This window comes from Pseudomonas sp. DG56-2, assembly GCF_004803755.1.
Classification (GTDB): Bacteria; Pseudomonadota; Gammaproteobacteria; order Pseudomonadales; family Pseudomonadaceae; genus Aquipseudomonas; species Aquipseudomonas auratipiscis.
The window spans coordinates 2,335,796-2,362,063 of the sequence record NZ_CP032311.1 but is presented as its reverse complement, the minus strand read 5'-3'; the positions used below and the strand labels follow the sequence as shown (position 1 = coordinate 2,362,063).

The 26,268-nt window shown below is 58.4% G+C and carries 24 protein-coding genes and 1 pseudogene; 14 read left to right on the top strand and 11 right to left on the bottom strand.

Going from position 1 to position 26,268, the window contains the following annotated elements:
* Positions 1–75 precede the first annotated feature (75 nt).
* From D3Z90_RS10740 to D3Z90_RS10730, 3 genes are read left to right on the top strand one after another with little or no spacing between them, the layout of a single operon-like run.
* Entirely contained in the window at positions 76–1,260 is a 1,185-nt protein-coding gene (locus D3Z90_RS10740; protein WP_136475716.1) for an acetyl-CoA C-acyltransferase family protein, read from the top strand.
* 16 nt (positions 1,261–1,276) lie between these two features.
* The gene (locus D3Z90_RS10735) at positions 1,277–2,125 is read left to right on the top strand and encodes a 3-hydroxybutyryl-CoA dehydrogenase (protein ID WP_136475715.1); all 849 of its coding nucleotides are present in this window, start codon (positions 1,277–1,279) and stop codon (positions 2,123–2,125) included.
* 11 nt (positions 2,126–2,136) lie between these two features.
* Positions 2,137–2,730, top strand: coding sequence for a TetR/AcrR family transcriptional regulator (locus D3Z90_RS10730; RefSeq protein ID WP_136475714.1), 594 nt, complete (start codon positions 2,137–2,139; stop codon positions 2,728–2,730).
* On the opposite strand, the gene D3Z90_RS10725 is transcribed toward D3Z90_RS10730, so the two are convergent.
* The 5 genes from D3Z90_RS10725 to D3Z90_RS10705 all read right to left on the bottom strand — a co-directional run bounded on the left by D3Z90_RS10725 (position 2,629) and on the right by D3Z90_RS10705 (position 10,387).
* Entirely contained in the window at positions 2,629–4,176 is a 1,548-nt protein-coding gene (locus tag D3Z90_RS10725; RefSeq protein WP_136475713.1) for a DUF2235 domain-containing protein, read from the bottom strand. The genes D3Z90_RS10730 and D3Z90_RS10725 overlap by 102 nt on opposite strands.
* Before the next feature lie 142 nt (positions 4,177–4,318).
* Entirely contained in the window at positions 4,319–5,503 is a 1,185-nt protein-coding gene (locus D3Z90_RS10720) for a hybrid sensor histidine kinase/response regulator (RefSeq protein WP_136475712.1), read from the bottom strand.
* Positions 5,497–6,072: a chemotaxis protein CheB gene (locus tag D3Z90_RS10715; RefSeq protein WP_136475711.1), complete on the bottom strand. Its 576-nt coding sequence runs from the start codon at positions 6,070–6,072 to the stop codon at positions 5,497–5,499. The genes D3Z90_RS10720 and D3Z90_RS10715 overlap by 7 nt, the downstream gene beginning before the upstream one ends.
* Positions 6,069–6,890 (bottom strand): protein-glutamate O-methyltransferase CheR, encoded by an 822-nt coding sequence (locus D3Z90_RS10710; protein WP_136475710.1) that lies wholly within the window; start codon positions 6,888–6,890, stop codon positions 6,069–6,071. Before D3Z90_RS10710 ends, D3Z90_RS10715 begins: the two co-directional genes overlap by 4 nt.
* Positions 6,887–10,387 (bottom strand): response regulator, encoded by a 3,501-nt coding sequence (locus tag D3Z90_RS10705; protein ID WP_136475709.1) that lies wholly within the window; start codon positions 10,385–10,387, stop codon positions 6,887–6,889. Before D3Z90_RS10705 ends, D3Z90_RS10710 begins: the two co-directional genes overlap by 4 nt.
* A gap of 249 nt (positions 10,388–10,636) precedes the next feature.
* Between D3Z90_RS10705 and D3Z90_RS10700 the strand changes: the two genes are divergently transcribed.
* Together D3Z90_RS10700 and D3Z90_RS10695 are read left to right on the top strand one after the other, a co-directional pair.
* Positions 10,637–11,020, top strand: coding sequence for a response regulator (locus tag D3Z90_RS10700; RefSeq protein ID WP_136475708.1), 384 nt, complete (start codon positions 10,637–10,639; stop codon positions 11,018–11,020).
* A gap of 32 nt (positions 11,021–11,052) precedes the next feature.
* Positions 11,053–12,372 carry a glycosyltransferase gene (locus tag D3Z90_RS10695; protein ID WP_136475707.1) on the top strand — a complete coding sequence of 440 codons (1,320 nt, stop codon included), beginning with the start codon at positions 11,053–11,055 and terminating at the stop codon, positions 12,370–12,372.
* Here the strand turns inward: D3Z90_RS10695 and cobF are convergent.
* A complete protein-coding gene (gene cobF / locus D3Z90_RS10690; protein ID WP_136475706.1) occupies positions 12,338–13,087 on the bottom strand; it encodes a precorrin-6A synthase (deacetylating) in 750 nt (249 codons plus the stop codon). The two genes, D3Z90_RS10695 and cobF, sit on opposite strands and share 35 nt — an antisense overlap.
* Before the next feature lie 68 nt (positions 13,088–13,155).
* Positions 13,156–14,445 carry an OprD family porin gene (locus D3Z90_RS10685; RefSeq protein WP_136475705.1) on the bottom strand — a complete coding sequence of 430 codons (1,290 nt, stop codon included), beginning with the start codon at positions 14,443–14,445 and terminating at the stop codon, positions 13,156–13,158.
* 363 nt (positions 14,446–14,808) lie between these two features.
* On the opposite strand from D3Z90_RS10685, the gene D3Z90_RS10680 reads away from it, so the two are divergent.
* Together D3Z90_RS10680 and gloA are read left to right on the top strand one after the other, a co-directional pair.
* Positions 14,809–15,168, top strand: a complete 360-nt coding sequence (locus D3Z90_RS10680; RefSeq protein ID WP_136475704.1) for a histone-like nucleoid-structuring protein, MvaT/MvaU family — start codon at positions 14,809–14,811, stop codon at positions 15,166–15,168.
* Positions 15,169–15,385: 217 nt separating this feature from the next.
* A complete protein-coding gene (gene gloA, locus D3Z90_RS10675) occupies positions 15,386–15,907 on the top strand; it encodes a lactoylglutathione lyase (RefSeq protein WP_136475703.1) in 522 nt (173 codons plus the stop codon).
* A gap of 105 nt (positions 15,908–16,012) precedes the next feature.
* On the opposite strand, the gene D3Z90_RS10670 is transcribed toward gloA, so the two are convergent.
* Positions 16,013–17,419 (bottom strand): cytosine permease, encoded by a 1,407-nt coding sequence (locus tag D3Z90_RS10670; protein WP_136475702.1) that lies wholly within the window; start codon positions 17,417–17,419, stop codon positions 16,013–16,015.
* 324 nt (positions 17,420–17,743) lie between these two features.
* Between D3Z90_RS10670 and D3Z90_RS10665 the strand changes: the two genes are divergently transcribed.
* The 3 genes from D3Z90_RS10665 to D3Z90_RS10655 all read left to right on the top strand — a co-directional run bounded on the left by D3Z90_RS10665 (position 17,744) and on the right by D3Z90_RS10655 (position 19,746).
* Positions 17,744–18,229, top strand: coding sequence for a flavin reductase family protein (locus D3Z90_RS10665; RefSeq protein WP_136475701.1), 486 nt, complete (start codon positions 17,744–17,746; stop codon positions 18,227–18,229).
* Between the two features lie 90 nt (positions 18,230–18,319).
* Entirely contained in the window at positions 18,320–19,363 is a 1,044-nt protein-coding gene (locus tag D3Z90_RS10660; protein WP_136475700.1) for an LLM class flavin-dependent oxidoreductase, read from the top strand.
* A 134-nt stretch (positions 19,364–19,497) separates the two neighbouring features.
* Positions 19,498–19,746, top strand: coding sequence for a hypothetical protein (locus D3Z90_RS10655; protein WP_136475699.1), 249 nt, complete (start codon positions 19,498–19,500; stop codon positions 19,744–19,746).
* Positions 19,747–19,783: 37 nt separating this feature from the next.
* On the opposite strand, the gene D3Z90_RS10650 is transcribed toward D3Z90_RS10655, so the two are convergent.
* Positions 19,784–20,020, bottom strand: coding sequence for a DUF3079 domain-containing protein (locus tag D3Z90_RS10650; protein ID WP_136475698.1), 237 nt, complete (start codon positions 20,018–20,020; stop codon positions 19,784–19,786).
* A gap of 176 nt (positions 20,021–20,196) precedes the next feature.
* Between D3Z90_RS10650 and D3Z90_RS10645 the strand changes: the two genes are divergently transcribed.
* The 4 genes from D3Z90_RS10645 to D3Z90_RS10630 are packed head-to-tail and all read left to right on the top strand — an operon-like array spanning position 20,197 to position 23,344.
* Positions 20,197–20,727, top strand: coding sequence for an iron transporter (locus D3Z90_RS10645; protein ID WP_136475697.1), 531 nt, complete (start codon positions 20,197–20,199; stop codon positions 20,725–20,727).
* Positions 20,728–21,102, top strand: a complete 375-nt coding sequence (locus D3Z90_RS10640; RefSeq protein WP_136475696.1) for a cupredoxin domain-containing protein — start codon at positions 20,728–20,730, stop codon at positions 21,100–21,102.
* A 20-nt stretch (positions 21,103–21,122) separates the two neighbouring features.
* Complete coding sequence (locus D3Z90_RS10635) at positions 21,123–21,977, top strand: FTR1 family protein (RefSeq protein ID WP_136475695.1); 855 nt, start codon at positions 21,123–21,125, stop codon at positions 21,975–21,977.
* On the top strand, positions 21,965–23,344 hold the full coding sequence (locus D3Z90_RS10630) for a 4Fe-4S binding protein (RefSeq protein WP_136475694.1): 1,380 nt from the start codon (positions 21,965–21,967) through the stop codon (positions 23,342–23,344). Before D3Z90_RS10635 ends, D3Z90_RS10630 begins: the two co-directional genes overlap by 13 nt.
* Positions 23,345–23,347: 3 nt before the next feature.
* On the opposite strand, the gene D3Z90_RS10625 is transcribed toward D3Z90_RS10630, so the two are convergent.
* A complete protein-coding gene (locus tag D3Z90_RS10625; RefSeq protein ID WP_256658346.1) occupies positions 23,348–24,043 on the bottom strand; it encodes an anaerobic ribonucleoside-triphosphate reductase activating protein in 696 nt (231 codons plus the stop codon).
* Positions 24,040–26,250: pseudogene (locus D3Z90_RS10615) on the bottom strand (ribonucleoside triphosphate reductase). Before D3Z90_RS10615 ends, D3Z90_RS10625 begins: the two are co-directional and overlap by 4 nt.
* Between the last annotated feature and the right edge of the window lie 18 nt (positions 26,251–26,268).

Sequence of the window (26,268 nt, the reverse complement as noted above, 5' to 3'; positions counted from 1 at the left end):
CCTGAACCTGGCGTGATGTGCATTCTGTCAGAGCCTGCCACCGTCCCGCCATGTATTCGCATACTGGAGTCGATCATGAACACCCCGGAAATCTACGTAGTCAGCGCCGTTCGTTCAGCCATTGGCAGTTTTGGCGGTTCCCTCAAGGACCTTCCCCTGGCTGACCTGGCCAGCAGCGTAACTCGCGCGGCCATCGAGCGCGCCGGTGTGGCACCTGAGCAAATCGGCCACGTGGTAATGGGTACGGTGATTCCAACCGAGGCACGCGATGCCTATCTGGCCCGCGTTGCGGCGATGAATGCCGGCATTCCCAAGGAAACCCCGGCCTTCAACGTCAACCGCCTGTGTGGTTCGGGTCTGCAGGCCATTGTATCGGCTGCCCAAAGCCTGCTGCTCGGTGACGCCGAGGCGGTGGTGGCTGCCGGTGCCGAATCCATGAGCCGTGGCCCTTACCTGCTGCCACAAGCTCGCTGGGGTGCGCGCATGGGTGATCTGAAGGGCGTGGACTACATGCTCGGTGTTCTCCACGATCCTTTCGCCGGTTTCCATATGGGCATCACTGCCGAAAACGTTGCCGAGCGTAACGGCATCACCCGCCAGATGCAGGACGACCTGGCATTGGTCAGCCAGCAACGCGCCGCCCGCGCCATTGCCGAAGGCCGTTTCGACAGCCAGATCGTGCCTATCGACATTCCTGGCCGTAAAGGCACCGTGCGTTTTGAAATCGACGAGCACGTGCGCGGCGAAGTCACCGCTGAACAGCTGGCCGGCATGAAGGCAGCCTTCAAGAAGGACGGCACGGTCACCGCCGGCAACGCCAGCGGCCTGAACGACGGCGCCGGCGCCCTGGTCCTGGCCACTGGCGACTTCGTCAAACGCCACGGCCTCAAGCCCCTCGCCCGCCTGGTCAGCTATGCCCACGCTGGCGTAGAACCTGAGCTGATGGGCCTTGGCCCGGTCCCAGCCACGCGCAAGGCCCTGGAAAAAGCCGGCCTGCAAATCGCCGACCTGGACGTGATCGAATCCAACGAAGCCTTTGCTGCCCAAGCCTGCGCCGTGGCGGCAGAGCTGGGCTTTGATCCCGAGAAGGTCAACCCCAACGGTTCCGGCATTTCCCTGGGCCACCCAGTAGGTGCTACCGGCGCAATCATCGCGACCAAGGCCATCCACGAACTGCAACGCATCGAAGGCCGCTATGCACTGGCAACCATGTGCATCGGAGGCGGCCAAGGCATCGCCGTGGTCTTCGAGCGCGTCTGAACAAGGAGCTCTGAACGTGAGTATTGAACATATTGCGGTGATCGGCGCTGGCACCATGGGCAATGGCATTGCCCAAGTCTGTGCAGTGGCCGGTTACCAGGTTACCTTGATCGATGTTTCCGACGCCGCGCTGGAGCGCGGCCTGGCCACCTTGCGTAAAAACCTGGAGCGTCAGGTCAGCAAGCAGGTTCTGGCCGCCGACCTCGCCGAGGCGGCTGTCGCGCGGATCCGCACCAGCACCGACTACACCCAGTTGCAGCAGGCACAAATGGTGATCGAGGCGGCCACCGAGAACCTCGAACTGAAAGTGCGCATTCTCCAGCAGATTGCCACTAGCGTCAGCAGTGAGTGCGTGATTGCAACCAACACGTCGTCGCTGTCGATCACTCAGTTGGGCGCGGCGGTCAGCCATCCCGAGCGCTTTATCGGTGTGCATTTCTTCAACCCGGTGCCGATGATGGCCTTGGTCGAGATTATTCGCGGCCTGCAAACCAACGATGCCACCCACGCCACGGCCATGGCCCTGACCGAGCGGGTCGGCAAGACGCCTATCAGCGCCGGCAACCGTCCAGGCTTCGTGGTCAACCGTATCCTGGTGCCGATGATCAATGAGGCGATCTTCGTGCTGCAGGAAGGCCTGGCCAGTGCCGAAGACATCGACATCGGCATGCGCCTTGGCTGCAACCAGCCAATTGGCCCACTGGCCCTGGCGGATCTGATCGGCCTGGACACCCTGCTGGCCATTCTCGAGGCCTTTCACGAAGGCTATAGCGACAGCAAATACCGCCCTGCACCCCTGCTCAAGGAAATGGTTGCCGCCGGCTACCTGGGGCGCAAGAGCGGTCGTGGTTTCTTCACCTACTGAGGAGCAAGTCGATGGACGCCGCTTTGCGTTGTACGAATTTCGAAGAGCGGCGTGACCGGGCTCTGGCGCTGTTCGCCGAGAAGGGTTTTGGCCAGGTGAGCATGCGCGAACTGGCCAGCCACCTGGGCTTGACGGCGGGGTCGCTGTACCACCACTTCCCCAGCAAGCAGGACCTGCTCTACGATCTGATCGAAGAGCTGTATGAGGAATTGCTTGCGACCCTCAAAAAGGGGCGTCGTGCTCATCAGCAGACGCTCTCTGAAGTAATCGCTGCACACTGGGCGCTACACGCCGAGCGCCCCTTGCAGTTTCGCCTCGCTGAACGCGACCAATGCTGCCTGAGCCCGGATCAGCAGGCGCGCATCGGTCAACTGCGCCAACAGTATGAAACGGCTCTGCTGCGCATGATCGTGCCCAAGGCTACCTTGGGTGGCCAGGCGCTGGTGGCAACGGCCCATGTCATTGCCAATCTGCTCAACAGCGTACCCAGTTGGTTGCAGGCTTCACAGCTGCCCCAGGCCCAAGGGCTGGCGCTGATGGAAAGCATGGTGTTGGGTGGGATCGAGCGTACGCTGCGCGGTGAAAGCCTCACGTCGATGGTTTGAGTGTCTACTCATTGGGATAGATGCTGCGCTGGCCATTTTCATGGGGGCGGTTGAGGTAAACGCATCAATGGCCTCACGCGCTGCACCTTGCGTGCCCCAATGGCTGGACAGATGTATGTAGCGTTTGCGCAACAGCGCTTCTTCACATTCATTCAACGGAGAAGTCGCCTGCTGCCCCTGCGCGTGCTGCATCAGCTTGTCGGCGATTACCTGCAATGCGGGTGGCAATGCCATGCGCTGCTCGTCCAGTGCTTCGAACGGCACATTCTGATCAACACTCAGCCTGTGCATGATTCGCAGGTAAATCAGTGCCAGATCACCAGCCACTCGGCGCTTGCCTTGCACAAACGCAATCACACGTTTCTCGGCAGGTGTATCACGTTTGGCAGGTTGCAATGCGTCCACCTGAGTACAGACCTCCAACTGTAGATTCAGCGACTGCCAGGTGTGCTGATCACGTTCCAGACAAAGCTGGGCCTTCTTGCAGGCCTGACTTTTTCCATTTTCCAGGCTGGCAGGCTCGGTGCTGCTGATAGGCCGCGTCAGTACCACGGTCTCCAAAGCTTCAGGTAAATAACCGCCGCCAACATCGGAGTGCGCGCCTGGCACCACGATATCGTTGTCTGTCTGGGTCAACGGAAAGTTTTTGCGCTGTTCGTCCCGTGCCACCAGTTGCACGATCTTTCGGGCAGCAGTCGGCCTGAGCTTCATTTCGACGCCAGAGTATTGAGCATTGGCTGGGCTGAGATTACCTTCCAGTACCGAGATGATCGCTGCGACAGAGTCGTACAAACCGATGAAATTGATTGCCAGGAATTGTGTCGACTGCCAGTCGAAATTCTCTGGCAGCAACGCCTCTGACCTCGGCCAGAGCTGCGCCAACGCACTGCCGGCGCCTTTACCCAAGTCATTGGCAAAATGCCGAGCCGCTGCTGCTCCACGGCTGAAACCGAAGATGTCGAATTCGATGCGTTGAGCGCTTGCCCCGGGGTTACTGGCCGACCAGCGCCTTACTTGCTCAATGACCGCGGCCGGCGCCTGTTGCGCTCGGGCAATCACACCAGAGCCGTAGCGCCCGGTCATCATGCTCAGGCTCGAGTCCTTCTCACCCGCCTGTGTGCCGATTCCCTCGACGTACACCTTCAGGCTCGCGGTTGTCTGACTGTCTTTCACCTGCTCAGCGGCCTGGTCCCGATACAGTTCATACAACTTGGCGATATTGGTTTTAGCAGTGCCATAGCTGTCGGTCGGTACACTCCCGCGACCATCGTAGCCATATTTTGCGCAGTGCTCGCGTAACGCAAGCGGCGCGCTTGCCAAATTGCTATCAGGCCCCATGCAGGCTGCTACCAGCTCGCTGTTGTGCAGATTATTACCCGTGCCGTCAAAAAATACGCCTACGCGTAGACACAGAACAGTGCTTTCCTTTGCCGCACTAATAGGCATGTGAATACTCCCTGTGATGAATACCGGGAAGTCATCACACGCCTTCACAGGCAGCGGGAATATCAGCTAGGCGCAGCAGATCTCGTCGGAACCGTCTGCGCGCGCCTGAGGTAAAGCGTTGACGTCAAACGCTGCGCCGCGTTCAGGCCAGCGGCAGGCGCAGCGTAAAAGTCGCCCCCTGCCCCTCGGCGCTTCGTACCTCGAGGCGGCCGCCATGAGCCAGCACAATCTGCTCGGAAATGTACAAACCCAAACCCAAGCCCGCACTGCCCTGATTTGAGTCAACACGCTCGAACTGCTGGAAAATCCGCTGCTGGTTTTCCTCACTGATCCCGATGCCCTGGTCGCTCACCTCGATGCACGCCCACTGTTGCTGCTCGAAGGCGCGCACAGTGACAGGATGCTTGGCGCCGTAGCGCAGGGCGTTGGTCAACAGATTGGCAATCACCTGCTCAATGCGAAACTCATCCCAGACTCCGACTAGCGGCGCATCGATTTTCAGTTCTATGGTTGATTGCGCTGCTGCGGCCTGAGCGGCAAAGTTCTCGATCAAGCCACCGACCAGGCGCGTAAGGTCAAATTGGCTGGGCCGGATGGACAGTTTGCCAGTGCGAATCCGGGACACATCGAGCATATCTTCGATCAAGCGGATCAAGCTGTTGATCTGACGCTCATCGCGATCGACCATCGCGCGCATCTTGTCCAGGGCAAAAGCGTCGGCATTGTCGCGCGCCAAATGCAGCTTGCGCAGTTGGGTTTCCAGAATCAGACCGTTCAGTGGGGTGCGCAACTCGTGGGACACAATCGACATGAAGTCGTCGCGCATGCGCACGGCGTGTTCCAGCTCCGTGCGTGCCGCTTGCAGTTGCGTCAGCAATTGCTCCTGCTCTGCACGGCTGCGCTCGATAGCCTCCAACTGCTGGCCCAGCGCCTTGCGCTGGCGGAACAGATCGACGAACACTGCCACCTTGCTTTTCACCGCCTGGTTATCCAGTGGCTTGTGCAGAAAGTCCACTGCTCCGCTTTCGTAGCCCTTGAAGGCATAGTTCATTTCACGCCCAGCAGCGCTGACAAAAACGATGGGGATGTTCTTGGTTTTCTCTGTACCGCGCATCAACTCGGCCAGCTCGAATCCATTCATCCCCGGCATCTGCACATCGAGAATGGCCAGGGCGAACTCGTGCTCAAGCAACAATGAAAGCGCCTGGTCAGCAGACTGGGCCTGGTAGACATCCCGGTCGTCGCCCTTGACCAGCGCATCCAGTGCCAGCAGGTTTTCTGGCAGGTCATCGACAATCAGCAGTTTGGCTTGGATGTGGCTTAGCATTTGGGGGGTTCCAACTTGGCGAGCAATTGCCCGATGCCGCTCAACGGCAGTGTGTAGTCAGGTCGGTGCAAAGCCAATGCCGCTTCGGGCATTGTCGCAACATGAGCTTCGCTCGGATCCTGGACAAAGGTGTAGCCGCCCAACTGCTTGATGTATGCAAGACCACGGGCGCCGTCTTCATTGGCCCCCGTCAGCAACACGCCCACCAACGTCGGCCCATAGGCATCAGCAGCCGACTCAAACAAAATATCGATTGAAGGCCGGGAAAAGTGCACCCGTTCTTCCTGACTCAAGGAAAAGCTGAGGTCCTGCTCCAACGACAGGTGATAACCGGGACCGGCAAAGTAAATCGTGCCCGCGGCTATTGTCTGTTTATCCTGGGCCTCGCACACCTCGCGCCCGAGCCTGCGCTTGAACACCTGCGCCAACTGGCTGTGACGGTCATCCGGCAGGTGCAGCACGCACACAATCGGGATGGAAAAATCCTTCGGCAAGGCATGGAACAGACTCAACAAGGCACTGACACCTCCGGCCGAGGCACCGACGACAATCGCCTGTATGTCTTTCATGACTTGCGGTAGATCCGTTCTGGTTTAACAAAGGCCTGGAACTGATCAGCGTAGGAGGAAAAGTCCAAGGTTTCCTTACTGCCCAATACCAGGAAGCCGCGATGACAAAGCGACTCATGAAATAGCCCGAATGCTCGGTCCTGCAGCGTCTTATTGAAATAAATCAGTACGTTACGGCAGGAAACCAACTGGGTTTCGGAAAAAACGCTGTCGGTAGCAAGGCTATGGTCGGCAAAGGTCACGTTGTCACGCAGGCTGCTGTCGACAATGGCGTTGCCATAGGCGCAGGTGTAGTAATCGCTGAAGTCCCGACGGCCTCCGGCCTTGCGATAGTTCTGGGCATACTCGCGCATGTTCTGCACCGAATAGATACCCTGCTTGGCTTTCTCCAGGGAGCTGGGGTTGATATCGGTGGCGTAGATGATGGTGCGGTCGAGCAGGCCTTCCTCACGCAGCAGAATGGCCATTGAGTAGACTTCCTCGCCCGTGCTGCAGCCCGCGATCCAGATTTTCAGCGAAGGCCAGGTACGCAGTAGCGGTACCACCTCCTGGCGCAGGGCCAGAAAGTGTTCCGGGTCGCGAAACATCTCGCTGACTGGAATGGTGAGAAACTGCAGCAGCTGCATGAACATGCCAGGGTCATGCAGTACCCGCTCCTGCAGCGCGGATACCGTCTTGCAGTCAAACTGGCGCAACGCATGCTGGATCCGGCGCTTGATCGAAGCGCCGGAGTAATCGCGAAAGTCATAGCTGTACTTGAGGTAGATCGCCTCGATCAACAGCCGTATTTCTATGTCGGTATTACGTTCGATGCTCAAATTCGCTCCAGTTGTGGCAGCCATACACGAATCAACGAGAACAGGCGATCCAGATCGATCGGCTTGGCCAAATAATCATTGGCACCGGCTTCCAGGCATCGATGCTGATCATCTTTCATGGCCTTGGCAGTCACGGCGATAATCGGCAGCTTGCGCCAGCGCGGCTGCTGACGGATCAAACGGGTCGCTTCGTAGCCATCCATCTCTGGCATCATCACATCCATCAGTACCAGATCGATATCGCTGTTTAGCTCCAGTTGCTCGATAGCTTCGCGTCCGTTGCGGGCGATTTCGACGATCGCCCCCTTATGCTCAAGCGCACTGGTCAAAGCAAAAATGTTGCGCACATCATCGTCCACCAACAGCAATTTGCGCCCTTCGAAGACCTTGTCGCGGCTGCGCGCGGTCTTCAACATGCGTTGCCGTTCATGGGACAGTGTCGATTCGACTTTGTGCAGGAACAGTGTCACTTCATCGAGCAGGCGTTCTGGAGAACGTGCGCCCTTGATGATGATCGAGCGTGAGTACTTGAGCAGATCAGCCTCTTCGTCACGCGTCAGGTTGCGCCCGGTATAGACGATCACAGGCGGGAACGAACGGATATCCTCGTCCGACATGCGCTTGAGCAGTTCATTGCCGAGCATGTCGGGCAACTTCAGATCGATGATCATGCAGTCATAGATATTCTCGCGCAGTAAGTCCAGCGCTTCCTGCGCCATGCCGACAGCGGTTATTTCAATGTCATCGTCACCGATCAAGCGGGCGATGCTCTCGCGCTGCAGATCATCGTCTTCTACCAGCAGAATGTGCTTGAGCTTTTGCGTCAGTTTGTCTTCCAGGCGCGCGAACACCGCCTTGAGCTCTTCGCGGCTGGCCGGTTTGACCGCGTAGCCGACAGCGCCCATGTGCATGGCGGCTTCCACGCGGTCTTCGACGGAAATGATGTGCACCGGAATATGACGGGTACTGGCCTGCTCCTTGAGTCGTTGCAACACGGTCAAGCCAGAGTGATCCGGCAGGCGCATGTCGAGCAGAATGGCGTCCGGAATGAACCCTGCGGCCAGCTCATAGCCCTCGTCGGCGGCCTGTGCAACCAGACAGCTGTACCCAAGCTCATGAGCCAAATCGAAAAGAATACGGGCGAAATTCGGCTCGTCCTCGACGACCAGAATGCAACGATTGCTGAACGGTGCCAACTCACGATCATCGGCAAAGGCTAATGTGCTGCGGGGAACCACAACAGCATCAAGTGCTGCTTGCGGCGCGGGTACAGGCTGGGCAGCCACTGCAACGGGCGGGTTGATTATCGCTGCTGGCGCCTGGATAACCCCAGGTTCATAACGCAGCGGCAGGATCAGACTGAATACACTGCCCTTGCCCAGATCGCTGGCCACCGTAATCTGGCCGCCGAGCAACTCAGCGAGGTCGCGCGAAATAGACAAGCCAAGCCCTGTGCCGCCATATCGTCGATTGGTTGTGCCATCGGCCTGGTGGAACGCTTCGAAAATACTTTGCTGCTGATCGGCGGCGATACCGATGCCGCTGTCACGTACCGAGAACACTACCCCCATATCGGCCTGCCAGCCGACATTAAGGCTGACTTGCCCGGCGTCGGTGAATTTCACGGCATTGGACAGCAGATTCTTGAGGATCTGCTCCAGACGCTGGCGATCGGTGTACAACGTAGCGGGTACTTCAGGCTCAACGACCACGCTGAAACTCAACTGTTTGTCCTTGGCCAGCGGCTCGAACATCGCTTGCAGGCCTTCGGTCAGGCGCGTTACATGGGTGGTTTCCGGACGCACTTCAAGCTTGCCCGCCTCGACCTTGGCAATGTCGAGAATATCGTTGATCAAATTGAGTAGATCGTTGCCAGCCGAGTAGATCGACTCGGCGAACTTGACTTGATCTTCACTGAGGTTTTCCTGGGGATTCTCTGCCAACAACTTGGCCAGAATCAGCGAGCTGTTGAGCGGTGTGCGCAGCTCGTGGGACATGTTGGCAAGGAATTCCGACTTGTACTTGCTGGAGCGCTGCAACGCTTCGGCGCGGGTCTGCAATTCGGCCTGGGCCTGATTCAGCTCGCCGTTCTTGCGGTTCAGGGCATCGCGCTGTTCAGCCAGCGCATCAGTACGCTCGGCCAATTGTTCGTTGGTCTGCTCCAGTTCCGCCTGCTGCGTCTCAAGGTGCGCCTGGGATTCCTTGAGCACCCGCGACTGTTCCTCAAGCTCTTCGTTGGCGGTTTTCAGCTCTTCCTGCTGCACCTGCAGCTCTTCGTTGAGCTGCTGGGTTTCCGCCAACACCTCCTGTAGACGCTGGCGGTAGCGAGCGCTCTCGATGGAGGTGCCAAGATTGTCGGCAACCAGTTCGAACAGCTCGATATCGCGGTCAGTCAGCGTGCGCAAGAAGCCAAGTTCAACAACACCGTTGACCTGGCCATCGTTGCTGGCGGGCACCAGCACGACGCTACGTGGTAAACCTTCACCCAGGCCGGAGCTGACCTTGAAGTAGTCGTCGGGTACTTCATCAAGGCGCAACAGCTGCCCCTGGTTTACTGCTTGCGCCAACAAGCCTTCATGAGAACCGACCACCTGTTCCCGGGCCTGTTGTTCACCCGACAAACCGTAACCGGCAACGCGTCGTAGGCCGCCATGCTCGTCCCGCACATACAGCGCAGCCACGACACAACCGACGTAATTGGCAAAAAAACGCAGGATATTGTTACCCAGCATCGGCAACGTCAATTGACCCAATACCTGCTCGGCCAGCTTCGTCTGGCCGGTACGCATCCATGCTTGCTGCTCCAGACGCTGGGTGGCGCGTTGTTGGGCTTGCAGGTTGCTGGTGTAGCTCGACGACAGCGCCATCAAGTCCCGCCGCCCCAAGAACGCCAGCAAGGCACTTAGCAGAATAATGAACACCAGGTACACCGAAATGGCCACCACGGTAACGGTGCTGACTTGATCACTACGCGCCGCCCGTAGTTGCTGCTCCATGTCGATGAACGAATCAAATTCCTGGCGCATCTCGTCGGTGATGCGTTTGCCACGGCCACTGCGAATCGGCTGACTGTAGTCCCCGGCATTGCGTCGCAGGTCGATCATCTCGCTGCCGAAGGCGTTCCACTCCTGTTGCAGGCCGATGAGTCGGCCCAGACGGTCTACTTGCTGCGGGTTGTCCTTGACCAGTTGCTGCAAGTCCTTGAGCGCCGACAACACTTGCGGCTTGGCCAGCTCGTAGGGGGCAAGAAACTGTTCATCCCCGGTGATCAGGAACCCGCGCATACCGGTTTCCATATCAATAGAAAGCTTTACCGTCTCGTTGGTGTTGTTGATCACCCGGTCGGAATGCTGCAGCCACTGGATGGCCGATAGCAGATAGCTGATCACTACCACAAACACTACAGCGCTGAGCAAACCGACCCCCAACGGTAGACCGATGTTACGGCTCAGCAGCTTACGAAAGCTTTGCTGATCTATCGAGGCTGGCGGAATCATCTGAAAGGGCCCGAGCAAGTGAATCAAACGAAAGAGTACGGCGGATTATCCGAGTAAATAGTCTACTTTCCACCCCAAGTCTAAACAGCTTTGTCATTTTCGACAGGGCATTTAGCCAGCATTTGAGAGTGCTCTGTAGCAATCGTTCCCTGTTTTTTTCGCAAATCGCTATTCTGCACAACAAATCGGGAACTTATCCCCGAACCCGGCATACAGAATAGAAACAAACACTTATACAGGACCTTGATCATGCCCCCATCTGCCCCACCCCTGCTGGTTGTAGAGGATGATCCAACCGTGCGCGCGTTGATCGCCGATGTGCTGGAGGCTCTGGATTACACCGTCATCGTCGCCCAGGATGGTGAAGCGGCCCTGAAAATTCTTCAGGACCCAAACCAGGCACTGGCCCTGATAATGACTGACATCGGCCTGCCAGGCATGAGCGGCAATGAACTGGCGAGCAAGGCGCGAGAAGCCAGGCCCCTGCTGCCCATTCTTTTCGCCAGCGGCCTAGGGGATTCCAGCGAGATACCGAATGGCATGTACATGATCAGCAAACCCTTCGGCATCGATACGTTGCGTGACAAGGTAAAACATATCCTGGCGGCCGTGGAAACCGACGATTCGTTGTAGAATGGGTGCTTTTTCCAAGGCTACCCTCGCTCATGCTCAAGCCCACGCTCAACGTCCTGGTCATCGGCTACGTCTGGCCCGAACCGCGCTCTTCGGCTGCCGGCGGGCACATGATGCAAATCCTCGAAAGTTTTGTGCAGCGTGGCTGGCAGGTGACGTTCAGCAGCCCGGCAGCAATCGGCGAGCACAAGGCGAACCTTGTCGAGCTGGGTATCGCCGAGCAGGCCATCACGCTCAATGACAGCAGTTTCGACCACTTCGTCAGTGAACTGGCCCCGGATGTCGTGCTGTTCGATCGTTTCATGATGGAAGAGCAATTCGGCTGGCGTGTGGAAAAGCACTGCCCCAATGCCTTGCGCGTGCTGGAAACCTCAGATCTGCAAAGTCTGCGCGATGCCCGCCAGCAACTGTTGCGCCGCCGTCTGATCGAAGGGCTGGACCCCAACGACTTTCGCGAACTGTTCGCCACCTCCGGCCCCGACCTGTATCGACAGATGGCTGGCGCTGACCTGACACTGCGGGAACTGGCGGCCATCTACCGTAGCGACTTGAGCCTGATGATCTCCGATGTCGAAATCGACCTGCTCATCAATGGCTTTGGTGTTCCCGAGCATCTCTTGCACTGGTGTCCGCTTATGGTCGATGTGCCCAGCGAACCCTTCAAACCTTATGCCGAGCGTGCCGACTTCCTCACCATTGGCAACTTCCGCCACGCCCCTAACTGGGATGCCGTACTGTGGATGAAGAATACCCTGTGGCCGATCATCCGCCGCCACCTGCCCAAGGCGCAATTGCGCATCTACGGCGCCTACACGCCGCCCAAAGCCACAGCGCTGCACAAACCTGGCGAAGGTTTTCACATCATGAACTGGGCCGAAGACGCCCTGGAAGTAATGGGCAATGCGCGTATCTGCCTGGCGCCGCTGCGCTTTGGTGCCGGCATCAAAGGTAAACTGACTGACGCCATGCTCTGCGGCACGCCCAGCGTGACCACCCCCATCGGCGCCGAAGCCATGCACGGCGCCCTGCCCTGGCCAGGTGCCGTGGCCGGCACCGGCGAAGGCCTGGCCGAAGCCGCCGTGCAACTTTACAACGACGAAGCCCGCTGGCAACAGGCACAGCAACAGGGGCTGCAACTGCTCAAGGCTCGTTATGATCGCCGCCAGCACAGCACCGCCCTGGTCGAACGTATCGAATACGCCCTGGACGATCTGGACCAGCACCGCTTGTTCAACTTCACCGGCGCCATGCTGCGTCACCACCAGCACAAAAGTACCCAGTACATGGCGCAATGGATCGAGGCGAAGAACCGTCTTGCTACAGCGGTCGACGCAGCAGATAAGTGTCCATGATCCAACCCTTGCGCGCGCGCGCCTGCTCGCGCTGCGCAAGAATCTGCTCGCGAACCTCGCGCAACGGCCCAGAGATCAACATCTGGTCGTCCGTTCCGAGGTAAGCGCCCCAATAGATAAGCACGTGCGGATCATCCAATGCGGCGAATGCGCATTGACCATCGAGCATCACCACCAGGTTGTCGATCTGCGCCTGTTCGGCAAGACGCCGGCCAGGCAGTACGGTCAGCGGCTCGCCAATACGATTTAGGGCAATTCGATGGGCTGCGGCCAGGGCCTGCACACTACTGATACCGGGGATGACATGCAGTTCGATGTCGACGCCGCGCTCCTGTACCAGGTCAAGAATGCGCAGCGTACTGTCATACAGCGTCGGTTCGCCCCAAAGCAGGAATGCCCCGCACTCACTCTCGGCCAGCTCGTTGTCGATCAACTGCGCATAAAGCGCGGCGCGCTTGTGGTGCCAGTCCTGCACGGCACCGACGTAGTCGCTGGCGCTGCCATCGCGCTGGGGATCCTCGACTTGCACCAGACGATAATCCGCATGCTCCACGTAGCGTTCAAGGATCTCCTTGCGCATTTGCAGCAACTCGTCTTTCACCTGGCCCTTGTCGAGCACGAAAAACACCTGCGCCCGGTTCAGTGCGTCGATAGCTTCCAGGGTTATCTGGCGCGGATTGCCCGGCCCGATTCCAATCAACAGCAGCGTTTTCATTACAATGCCTTCCACGGCTCGGCCAATCGCCATTGTCGACTGACCGAGAGGCAGTGGCAATGCGCCGCTTACCAGATGGAGAAGTTGTAGCTGACGATGACCCGCGTTTCATCCATATCCCGGGCCCACTTCTCATAGTTACTGCGATAGGTGGAGTTGCGCAGGCGAACGCTGACATCCTTGAAGGTGCCGCTTTGCACTTGATACTTGAGTTCGCTGTCGCGCTCCCACTCCTTGCCCTCGGCCTGGCTGCCCGGCACCTTGATATGATCACCGTTGATGTAACGGGTCAGGAAGCTCAAGCCCGGCACACCGATGGCCTTGAAGTCATAGTCATAACGCAACTGCCAGGAGCGTTCCTGGGCAGCGGCAAAGTCGTTGACCTGGGCATAGTTGACCAGGTAAGGGTTGCTGCCATCAAGATAAGGCATGGCATTTTCGCCATACATGCGCTGCCAGCCGGCGCTGATCTTGTGCCCACCCAGGCTGTAGCCAAGCATGCCGCTGAAGGCGCGATGTTCGATCTCTCCTGCGCGGGCATTGCCAATGTCATCACTTTTGATCAGGCGCATATCGGCCGACACCGTACCGACGCTCAATGGCTGACTGGCGAGCACACCCAGAAAATGCTGGCGGTAGATGTTTTCCAGTTTGGAAACCTGATACTGCGCGCTTAACCGTTCGTTGAAAGTGTACTCGACGCCGGCCATATCGAAATGATCAGCGCTGGTGTTACAGGCATAACGCTTGTTCTTGCAGTGGACACGAATGTCCTGGCGGTCGGTTGAGTCCCGTGCGGTGTACTTGTCCAGGCGCGCGACACTGAACTTGAGATTGTTGATTTCCTCGGAGGTGAGCATCGCGCCCTGGAACATGGTTGGCAGCAAGCGGCCATCGTTGTACTTGAGCAGCGGCATATCGGGCAGCATCGAGCCGTATTTGAGCACCGTCCTGGAATAGCGCATTTTGCCGGCGACACCGAGTTTTGCGTATTGGTCCACCGACCCGCGCGGGTCATTGCCGCTGGACGGCATCAAGCCACTGTTGCTGTCAGCCGGACTGGAGTCGAGTTTGATCCCCAGCATCCCCAGGGCATCGACACCGAAGCCCACAGGTCCCTGGGTATAACCGGACTGCACATTAAGAATGAATCCCTGCGCCCACTCTTCGCGTTTCGAGGCGCCCTGGCTGGAACTGACATGTCCATCGCGAAAGTCTCGATTGAAATAGACATTGCGCGCTTCGATTTTGGCACTGCTGTCTTCAAGAAAGCCGGCTGCCTGAGTGGAAGCGGCAGTCAACATTGCGAGCAGGCCAGCAAGGCCGCGTCCGGGTGCTAGGGGAAAGGGGGCAAACATGGAATGCAAAATCCGAAAGAATGGATGACAAATCAACTGCAGGCCTTGTGGGCAGCAGTACTAGATCCGCTGCCTTACAGGTCGAGGCCAATCACGAATAATCTCAAACCGCTCTAGCACGCGCCATTGGACCTTTGTCCAAGTCAGCGAGAGGCAATTGACTAGTTATTTGGTATTACCGTGCACACAAGTAAGAAAGTTCCACGCCGGCTTCAGAATATTTCCCTTGTTTACCCGCCGCCAAGGGACTACTACACTCATTATTAGTGTGATGATTCCCCACCCCAGTGCAGGCGGCCTCATTAAGATTATTTCTTGATTTTGCCCATGCCGCGCCACTGCAGACATAAAGGAGTAATGATTGTGTCCAGACTTGCAGAGTTCCGTGCAGCCGAAAAAGCGCTAAAAGAACAGATGGCGCAACTGGAAGCACTGAAAAAGGATGCTGGCCTCAAACGCGAAATCGAGTTTGAGCGCAAACTTGTCGACCTGATGGGTAGCTACGGTAAAAACCTGCGCGACATCATTTCCATTCTAGACCCAAAGGCTGGGGCAAAAAGTGCGGTAGTCGCTCCTAGAACACGTCGTGCGCGGGTGGTTAAAGTGTACGAAAACCCGCACACCGGCGAACTGATCGAAACCAAAGGTGGTAACCACCGCGGCCTCAAAGCGTGGAAGGAACAGTACGGCGCGCAGACCGTCGACAGTTGGTTGCGTTCGTGAAAGCGTCCTTCACACTTTTTTCACATCCATTGACTCAGGATGAAGACTGCTAACGGACTAGCGCCCCATACGCCCGCCTCGGCGGGCTTCTAATTCTTGCGCCCCGCCCCCTGAAGGCGGGGCGCAATTGGTTTGCGCAATCGCTTCACTTCCGTATCATGTGGCCCTGACTGTTTTGCTGGCACAAACGCTGCCAGCCTCTTCAAGCGGAGAACCCATGAGCCTGAACCATCTCGACACCCTTGCGGGCGTTACCGCGCAACCGGATGCCGCGACCCAGAATTTCGTTTTCAACCACACCATGCTGCGCGTCAAGGACGTTGCCAAATCCCTGGACTTCTACACACGCGTCCTGGGTTTCAGCCTGGTGGAAAAACGTGACTTCCCTGAAGCCGAGTTCAGCCTGTACTTCCTCGCCCTGGTCGATAAGGCACAGATCCCTGCCGATGCTGGCAAGCGCACAGAGTGGATGAAGTCGATCCCCGGGATCCTTGAGCTGACCCATAACCACGGTAGCGAAAACGATCCTGATTTTGCCTACCACAACGGCAACACCGATCCACGTGGCTTTGGCCATATCTGTATCTCAGTGCCGGACATCCGCGCAGCCTGCGAGCGCTTCGAGCAACTGGGCGTCACCTTCCAGAAGCGCTTGAGCGACGGTCGTATGAAGCACCTGGCGTTCATCAAGGACCCGGACGACTACTGGGTCGAGATCATCCAGCCTACCGAGTTCTGAACCACTGATCAGTGGTTAGCCGGTGCGGAGTCGATCGCGGAGCAGCTTGCTCCGCGATTGGCTGCAAAGCCGCCCTCCTTGCACTTCTTGCCTACATCCACCCCACTACCGACCGCTGCCCGTCCAAAGGCCACTGAGGCCCCGCGTCTGCTCGCGGGTGGCCAGGCAATAATACAGCGGACACGTCACCAACAATCCTACCAGCCAGGACAGGTCCGCCCCGTCGACAAGATTGGCGTAAGGCCCCACATACAAGGAAGTGTTGGCAAACGGCAACTGCACAAGAATGCCGCACGCGTAAGCGATGATCGCGTGGGCATTGAAACGCCCATAGATGCCGCCATCAGCACTGAATATCGAGGCAATGTCGTAGCAACCACGTTTGATCAGGTAGAAATCGATCAGGTTGATCGACGCCCACGGCACGAGCACCAGCAGCAACGCCAGAATCAGGCCGATGAAGTGGGAAATGAAGTCTGCCGAGGCGCTCAAGGCCACCAGGCAGCAGCCGAGCAGAATCACACTGGCCAACACCACTCGCACGTTGATACTGGGTGTCCAGGCGCTGGCAAAGGTCTGGATCGAGGTAACGATCGAAAGCACAGCACCATAAAGGTTCAGGGCGTTATGACTGATGATGTTGAGCAAGAACAACACCATCAACACCGGCCCCAGCCAACCGGTGGCCTGCTCGACCGCAACCATTGCCTCAGTACCTTCCGGTACCGCCAGCACCGCTACAGCGCCAAAGCTGAATGACAGGATGGTCCCCAGCGTAGCGCCAAAGTAAGTCGCCCAGAATGGCCGGGCAATCCCGACTTCCCGAGGCAGATAGCGCGAGTAGTCGGAAACGTAAGGCGAAAAGCTGATCTGCCAGATAACCCCCAATGACAGGGTGGCAATCCAACCGGACAGGTTAAATCCGCCGCGGGTGTAGAAGTCAGCAGGCAGCTCCTGGGCGAACATCATCACAAATCCCGCCAGCAATGCACTGCCCATCACCCAGGTACCGATGCGGTTGAGGGTGTGGATGAAGCGATAACCGATCACGCCGATTGCCGTGGCGCTCAAGGCGCCGAGGATGATCGCCGCCGGCATCGGCACACTCGGCGCAATGCCGTGGATCGACTTGCCGGCCAGGACGATGTTGGAAATGAAGAAGCCGACGTAGATGATCGCGGCAAAGAACACAATCAACAGTGCACCGTAGCGACCGAACTGGCCGCGGCTCTGGACCATCTGCGGAATGCCCATTTGCGGCCCCTGTGCCGATGCCAGGGCAATCACCACGCCTCCAAGCAAGTGCCCGAGGGCAATCGCCAGCATTCCCCAGAACAGATTCAGGTGGAACACCTGTACCACCATGGCACCGGTGACAATTGGCAGAGGCGCGATGTTGGTGCTGAACCACAAGGTGAACAAGTCTCGCGCCTTCCCATGGCGTTCGGCAGGCGGTACGTAATCGACCGTATGGTTTTCGATCAACTGGTGTTGCGAAGACGGCTGGGACATGGGCAATAGGCTCGAAAGGTTCTGTTTTTATCTTTGTAGGAAACCGCGCGGAGTGCTCGAAGCGGCCTCTCAGCTGAAGACCATATTATGGTATTCCAACATTTGCACAAGACTGAGCCGCTTCTTTTACCTGCAACTGATCTGCTTTCCTGCTAGCTAAAAACTGCCCCATATAGCGTTTAGCCCAGCAAATTCGGCGGTTTAACCCATTCATCGGGTGGATGCACCGCGCAAAAATTCCCCTTGCAATCTAGATATTACGGTATACCATCAGACACACAAGACAAGAACAGCGGCCCGACGCCGCACTCCGAGGAACACACCATGATCGACGCAACTGTCTATAAAAACGTCCTGGGCTCCTTTCCCTCCGGCGTCACCGTCATCACCACCCTGGATAACGACGGCCAAATCGTCGGTCTAACTGCAAGCGCCTTCAGTTCGCTGTCCATGGATCCACCACTGGTGCTGTTCTGCCCCAACTACAGTTCCGACTCCTACCCGGTGCTGATCCGCAACAAGCGCTTTGCCATTCATCTGCTCTCGGGCGCCCAACAAGCCGAAGCCTATGCCTTCGCGCGCAAGGGCAAAGATAAAGCCGAAGGTATCGAATGGACCCTCAGTGCGCTGGGCAACCCCCTGCTGGCAAACGCCACGGCAATCATCGAATGCGAACTATGGCGCGAATATGAAGGTGGTGATCACGCCATCATGGTAGGCGCGGTCAAGAACCTCATCGTTCCCGAACGGGCACCCAGCCCCCTGGTGTACTGCCGCGGCAAGATGGCGGCGCTGCCCGCGTTTGCCTGACACTATTCTTACGACAGGCGCCCGGCGCAGGTCGAGAGTCATGCCGCCTGATCCGACAGGCGACCTACAACAAGATCCGAGGAATGCGTCATGAAATTTTCGTTGTTCGTACACATGGAACGTTGGGATGAACAGGTCAGCCATCGCCAGCTGTTCGAAGACCTGACCGAACTGACCCTGATGGCCGAAGACGGCGGTTTCAGTACCGTGTGGATCGGCGAACACCACGCCATGGAATACACTATCTCGCCAAGCCCGATGCCGCTGCTGTCCTACCTGGCAGCGCGTACAACCACGATTCACCTGGGCGCGGGAACGATCATCGCGCCGTTCTGGCACCCCCTGCGGGTGGCCGGCGAATGCGCCCTGCTGGATGTGATCAGCAACGGTCGCATGGAAGTGGGTCTGGCGCGCGGCGCCTATCAGTTCGAGTTCGATCGCATGGCCGCCGGTATGCCGGCCTCCGAGGGTGGGCAAGCGCTGCGCGAAATGGTGCCGGTGGTGCGTGCCTTGTGGCAGGGGGACTATGCCCACGACGGTGACATCTGGAAGTTCCCGACCTCCACCTGTGTGCCCAAGCCGATCCAGAAACCCATGCCACCGATGTGGATTGCCGCCCGCGACCCGGACTCGCACAACTTTGCGGTCAAGAACGGCTGCAATGTGATGGTCACCCCGCTGATGAAGGGTGACGAAGAAGTACTGGACCTGAAAAACAAATTTGAAGCCGCACTGGCCAATAATCCCGATGTCCCGCGCCCGCAACTGATGGTGCTGCGTCACACTCACGTCCACAGTGCGGACGATAGCGATGGCTGGAAAGTCGGCGCCCAGGCAATTTCCCGTTTCTACCGTACCTTCGATGCCTGGTTTGGCAATAAGCAGGTGCCGGTCAATGGCTTCCTGGCGCCGAGCCCTGAGGAGAAATTCAAGGAGCGTCCAGAGTTCGAGCTGGAAAACATCCGCAAGAACACCATGATCGGCACGCCTGAGGAAATTATTGCACGCATCCGCTACTACCAGGAGCTGGGCGTGGATGAGTTCAGTTTCTGGTGCGACAACAGCCTGCCGCATGCCGAGAAGAAAAAGTCCCTGGCGCTGTTCATCAACGAAGTGGTACCGGTTTTTCGCTGAAGCCTTACGTTCGTCGGCCCAGATCATGCTGGGCCGCTACTGTGGTATACCCGAAAGAGCAGCCTAGCCTGCATCTTGAACGAGGAGCGTTTAATCACGACGAGCTATCGATACCCAGCAGCGAGGTCAGGACGATGAAAACCCTTCAATGCGTGCACCGCAATCACACCATTACCGCCAGTGTCGAAACCCACGAAGGCATTCCTACGCCCTTCGCTGGCGGCTGCCTGATTACCGACCCTGAAGGCCATACCAGTCGGCGTCTGCCGCTTCCGATAAAAATGGCCTATCTGGCAGACCTGGAAAACGCTCAACACGCCTCACTTGCCCATGGCAAGTGGTTGGTTGATCAGCAGTTGGACAGACGCCAGCAGGTGTTCTGAGCACCATTTACGGGCTAGCAGTATGTCACCCCAGCCATCAATGCCCCTGCAGCACCACCGGTTTGCCTGGCGATTGCACAGCATCGCTGTCACTGCCAGGCAAGCCCAAGCCAAAATCACCCTGCTCGTTCCAGTCTTCGCCAAACATCTCTACCGGATGCATGGTCCGATCGGCGCCGTTGCCGCAGGCCAGGGCGTTGGCTGCGCAGTAACGATCACATCCCCAACAGATCCGTTCGGGATGCTTCGGACTGACAGGAAAGGGCTTAGCCATGTGATTCCCCAGACAGGCGATGGGCGAGCTTCTACGTTAGGGCTGCGCGGCAGTTTTGCCCTTGATGTAGATCAAGTTTGATCAGCCATTTCGCGGAAAATTGATAATAATCATTATTATTCACGTGCAAGCTTCCTAGACTGGCTTCCTCTTTTATCAGTACCCAGGAAGTCGTCATGCGCACCCCTTTCTCGCTGTCACTCGCCTTGCTTCTGATCGCCCCACTGGCCCAGGCCAAGGAATACCCAATCGGGGAACCACAAATGTGCCCAGGCCTGGAGGTCGGCGCGGTGTATCTGCAGCCTATCGAAATGGCCCCGGCGGGCATGATGCGCCCTACCGCCGAATCCGATGTGCACCTGGAAGCCGACATCCGCGCCACCGCCGATAACCGCCAAGGCTTTCAGGAAGGCAGTTTCGTGCCTTACCTGAACGTCTCCTTCAGCTTGAAAAAGCAAGGCAGCGATACCCCCATCAGCGGTGATTTCCATGCCATGGTCGCCAATGACGGCCCGCACTACGGCGACAACGTCAAACTACAGGGTCCAGGCAAGTACGAACTGACCTTTACCGTGTTACCGCCCAGCGGCCACGGCTCGCTCGGTCGTCATACCGACAAGGAAACCGGAGTCGAGCCGTGGTTCGAGCGCTGTGAGCTGCACTACACCTTTGTCTACGCCGGCATAGGCAAGAAAGGTGGCTATTGAATGAACACCCTATCCTCAGACCACCCTGCACCCAGTAGGCTGGCCCGCGTACACCGACGCCTGGCCTGCTTGATTCTGGCCGGTGCGACCACTTCGCTGGCAGCGGCGCCGCTGCCTACCTATGAGCTGATATTGCGAGACGGCTACTTCACCCCTGCGGTGCTGGAAGTACCGGCCGGACAGCGATTCAAGATCATCCTGAAAAACCAGGGTGAAGGTCCGGCCGAATTTGAAAGCACGCCCTTACGGGTAGAGAAAGTTCTCTCGCCCGGGGTGACGACTTTTGTCGTCATTCACCCGTTGAGGCCCGGCCGCTACCCCTTCTTCGATGAATTCAATCCGCAACTGCCCGAGGGCGCAATCCAGGCGCAATAGCCTGGGTGCAGGGAGTCATCATGAATCAAGCACTGTTTATTGTCTGGCGCGAAAGCGTGGAGGCGCTGCTGGTGATCGGCATCCTTCAGGCCTGGGTCAGCCAGCAGGAACGCGGCCAGCGTCTGCTCAAGTTTCTCTGGACCGGAGTCGCGCTGGGCCTGCTGCTCTCGGGCATGCTGGCGCTGTTGATCCTGTTCGCCGGTGATGCCATGAGCGGCGCCGCCAGTGAGTGGTTCCAGGCCGGCCTGGCGCTGGTTGCCAGCGTGCTGATGGTACAAATGGTCGCCTGGATGCGCCGCAATGCGCACTCCCTCAACGACAACCTGCGACGGCATGCCGACCAGCAACTGGCCCGCCAGGGCGGTATCGGACTATTGCTGCTCGCGATGCTGGCAGTGAGCCGCGAAGGCAGTGAGACGGTGGTCTTTCTCTACGGTGCCGCCGCCCGCCTGCAAGGCGCACAATTGGGCCAATTTGCCCTCGGCGGTGTTGCCGGACTGGTGCTGTCGGGGTTGACCATCGTGTTGTTGCACAGCAGTCGCAGGATCATTTCCTGGCGGCGCTTCTTTGCCTTGAGCGAGGCTGTATTGCTGTTGCTCGCTGCAGCTTTGCTGGTCAGTGCAGTCGAGCGCATCAGCGGTCAATTGCTGGCCATGGATTTACCCGAAATGGCTTACGCCCTGGTTGGCGATGCGCTTTGGGACACCAGTAGGTTTCTCAGCGATAGCCAAGGCTTTGGCGCATTTCTCGCAGGCTTTGCCGGCTACCGCGCAAGCCCGAGCGCCCTGACCTTGCTGGTAATGGCAGGTTATTGGCTGTGTGTAGGTTGCTGGCTGGTACAGCGCAGAACAGGCGCCAGCCCATGTCCAGCCTGAGTTTGCGCAATCGCTTGTTGCAACAACTGGGTGATGGCATGCGTCGGCATGCCGGGCTGATTCGGGTCATGCAATGGGCGGTGGTGCTGTTCTACGCGCTGCTGCTGGTGCTACCAGCGCTGCTGCCCTTGCCTGATAGCCAGGCACGAATGCTCGACAACCTCACCCTGTTCGCCCAGTTCCTGTTCTGGGGCATCTGGTGGCCATTCGTGCTGCTGTCGATTGTGCTCTTCGGACGCCTGTGGTGCGGCGTGCTGTGCCCGGAAGGTTCCTTGAGCGAATGGGCCAGCCAGTATGGCAAGGGCATGGGTGTACCCCGCTGGGTGCGCTGGGGCGGTTGGCCCGCCCTGGCCTTCTGCCTGACCACCGTGTATGGCCAACTCATCAGCGTTTACGACTACGCCCAGGCGGCCCTGCTGATACTCGGAGGATCGACCGTAGCCGCCGTTGTCGTCGGCTTGCTGTTTGCACGCGGCAAACGGGTGTGGTGCCGCTACTTGTGCCCGGTCAGTGGTGTCTTTGCCCTGCTCGCCCGCCTGGCGCCCGTACACTTTCACGTCGATGAACAACGCTGGAAGGAGAACACCGCCGCACGCCTGCCCCCGCCCAACTGTGCCCCGCTCCTGGATATTCGCCGGATGCAGGGCGCCAGCGACTGCCACGCCTGCGGCCGATGCAGCGGGCAACGCGGTGCGGTGCAACTGATTGCCCGCTCCAGCAACGAAGAAATTCTTCATTCCATCACACACACGCCGTCTCCCTGGGACAGCCGCTTGTTGCTGTTCGGCGTCATTGGCCTGGCCATGGGTGCATTCCAGTGGACCGTCAGCCCGTGGTTCATCGCGCTCAAGCAATACCTGGCGCAGTGGCTGGTGGAGCACGATATTCTCTGGCCCCTGCACGACAACGCGCCTTGGTGGCTGCTGACCCATTACCCACAACTCAACGACAGCTTCAGTTGGCTCGATGGCTTCAGCATTCTGCTGTACCTGAGCGCCAGTGCGCTGATACTGGGCACGGGCCTATGGCTCTTGCTGCGCCTGGCGGCCCGACTTGTCGGCCAAGCTGAAATGTTTGGCCCCCTGAGCCTGGCACTCACGCCGCTCGGCGGCGCCGGGCTGTTTCTCGGCCTGTCGGCAACCACGGTAAAGCTGCTGCGCTATGAAGGCTTGTTGCTGGAGTGGGTGCAACCTGCCAGGGCCGCGCTGTTGATTGCGGCCATGCTCTGGAGTGCCTGGTTGGGAGGGAAGCTTCTGGCAGGCCAGAAAACCTCCCTGTTCCGACGCGGTGTAGCAGGCGCCTGTTTACTGGCAGCCATTAGCGTCGTCGGTTATGGCTGGTGGCTGCAATTCTGGGGTTGGCTCTAAGCCTTAGCCGCGCACCTCGAACTGCGCAAACAACTCGCCGAGGGTGTCCCATAACGCAGGTAATGCGGCGTGCATGGATACCTTCGGCAGGCTCATATCGAGCATCTGCGCGGTGCGTACCTGCTGAACGACGAAGTGTTCTACCCCACGCTCTTTCAAGCGCTGGGCCAGGGTCAACAACCGAGCCGGATCGATCAGATCCCAATGCACCGTAGTCCGGCATTCGTAATCCACGCCACTGTCCAGGAGCATATCCAGGCTGCGCCAGTTGGCCACACCACTGCCGCGCACTCGGGTTATCAATGCGCACTCTTCGGCCAGCGCCTTGACGTCGAAGCCAACCCAATCGGCCCCCGACAGCGCCCGGGCAAAGGCCTGCGGCTTGATACCTGCACTGTGCAGGCCAACCCCAAAGCCCATGTGCCGCACCTGCGCCATTGCCTCCGGCAGGCTGTCCTGCAACGTTGCCTCGCCACCACTGAAGACCACCGCATCGAGCAGGCCCTGGCGGCGCTGCAAGAACGCCAATACCTGGTGCCAAGGGACTTCCTCGGCGCCACGCGGCCCAATCAGTTGAGGATTATGGCAGTAACGACAACGCCAGGCGCAACCCTGGCAGAACAAGACGCAGGACAACTTGCCCGGATAATCGAGGGTGGTCAGGGGCACCATGCCCCCGACCCGTAACGCTCGGGTCATTGACGCCCGGCCGATGCCGAGCACTCGGTAAAGTGCTGGCGTTCGCGATGCTCGGACTGTTTACCTGGATTGAAGGCCGACACCGGGCGGTGATAGCCCATCACGCGGGTCCAGACTTCGCAGCGTTGACGTTGTGCCACAGGTAGGGTTTGCAGTGCAGTCATGGTGAAGCTCCTTGCGTTGAATTGATCGGATCAGTGAACAGTGCCGTCCTGCTGCGCGAGCAACAGTGCCTCGTCACACTTGGGGCAAAATTCGTGTTCGCCATCAAGGTAGCCATGCACCGGGCAGATGGAGAACGTCGGGGTAATGGTCAGGTACGGCAAGCGGAAGCGTCCCAGTGCATTGCGAACCAATTGCTTGCAGGCCTGGGCTGATGAAATACGTTCGGCCATGTACAAGTGCAGCACCGTGCCGCCGGTGTACTTGCACTGCAACTCGTCCTGCAATTCAAGCGCCTCGAACGGATCGTCGGTATAGCCCACCGGCAGTTGCGAGGAGTTGGTGTAGTACGGCGCCTGTGGGCTGCCGGCCTGGAGAATGCCGGGAAAACGCTTGAAGTCTTCTTTGGCGAAGCGGTAGGTCGTGCCTTCAGCCGGGGTCGCTTCAAGGTTGTAAAGGTGGCCACTCTCCTCCTGGAACCGCACGAGGGTAGCGCGCACATGGTCCAGCAGATTCAGGGCAAATCGCCGACCTTGCTCGGTATGCAGGCCCATCTGGTCATCGCTGTAGTTGCGCAGCATTTCGTGCAGGCCGTTAACGCCGATGGTAGAGAAGTGATTGCGCAACGTGCCCAGGTAACGCTTGGTATAGGGGTATAGACCTGCGTCCATGTGGTGCTGGATCACCTTGCGCTTGACCTCCAGGCTTTCCATGGCCAATTCCATCAAGGTATCGAGACGCTCCAGCAGCCCCTTGATATCACCCTTGAACAAGTAGCCCAGACGCGCGCAATTTATCGTCACCACCCCCAACGAACCGGTCTGCTCCGCCGACCCGAACAACCCCCCACCGCGCTTGAGCAACTCGCGCACATCCAGTTGCAGGCGGCAGCACATCGAACGCACCTGGTTTGGCAGCATGTCGGAATTGAGGAAGTTCTGGAAATATGGCAAACCGTAGCGCGCAGTCATCTCGAACAAGCGCTCGGCGTTCTCGCTGTCCCAGGGAAAATCATGGGTAATGTTGTAGGTCGGAATAGGAAAGGTGAACACCCGACCCTTGGCATCACCGGCCTGCATCACTTCGATATAGGCGCGGTTGAGCAGGTCCATTTCGGCTTGTAGCTCACCGTAGGCGAACGGCATTTCCTCACCGCCAATCACCGGAATCTGCTCGCGCAAATCTTCCGGGCAAACCCAGTCGAACGTCAGGTTGGTAAACGGTGTTTGCGTGCCCCAACGCGATGGCACGTTGAGGTTGTAGATGAACTCCTGAATGGCCTGGCGGATCTCTTCGTAGCCGAGTCGATCCTTGCGCACGTAGGGTGCCAGGTAAGTATCGAAGGAACTGAACGCCTGCGCCCCGGCCCACTCGTTCTGCAAGGTACCGAGAAAATTGACCATCTGCCCCAGGGCGCTGCTCAAGTGCTTGGGCGGACCAGCCTCGACGCGCCCGGGCACACCATTGAGGCCTTCGTGCAACAGCGTACGCAGCGACCAGCCCGCGCAATAACCGGCGAGCATATCCAGGTCGTGCACATGCAAGTCGGCTTCACGGTGCGCGCGGCCTATGGCTTCGCTGTAGACCTCATCGAGCCAGTAATTGGCCGTGACCTTGCCGGACACATTAAGTACCAGCCCGCCAAGGGAATAGCCCTGATTGGCATTGGCCTGCACCCGCCAGTCCTCGCGGTTGAGGTACTCGTTCATCGATGTTGCGACTTCGACCAGCGTCTTGCGATCACGACGCAAACGCCCGTGCTGTTCGCGATAAACGATGTACGCGCGCAACGACAGAAAATAACCGGCGTCCATCAACACCCGCTCGACCCGATCCTGTACTTGCTCTACATGCAACTGCGCAAAATTTTCAAGATGCGCCAGCACCGCCGCCAACAACCCATCAACCTCAACCTCAGCGTACTCACCGGTAGCCTTCCCGGCAGCAATCAGAGCCTGACGAATCTTATCGGCATCAAAAGCAACCAAACTGCCGTCGCGCTTATACAGCTGGTTATTCCCCACCCTGATCAGCGTGCTGTGCATTTACCCTCCAAACACTAC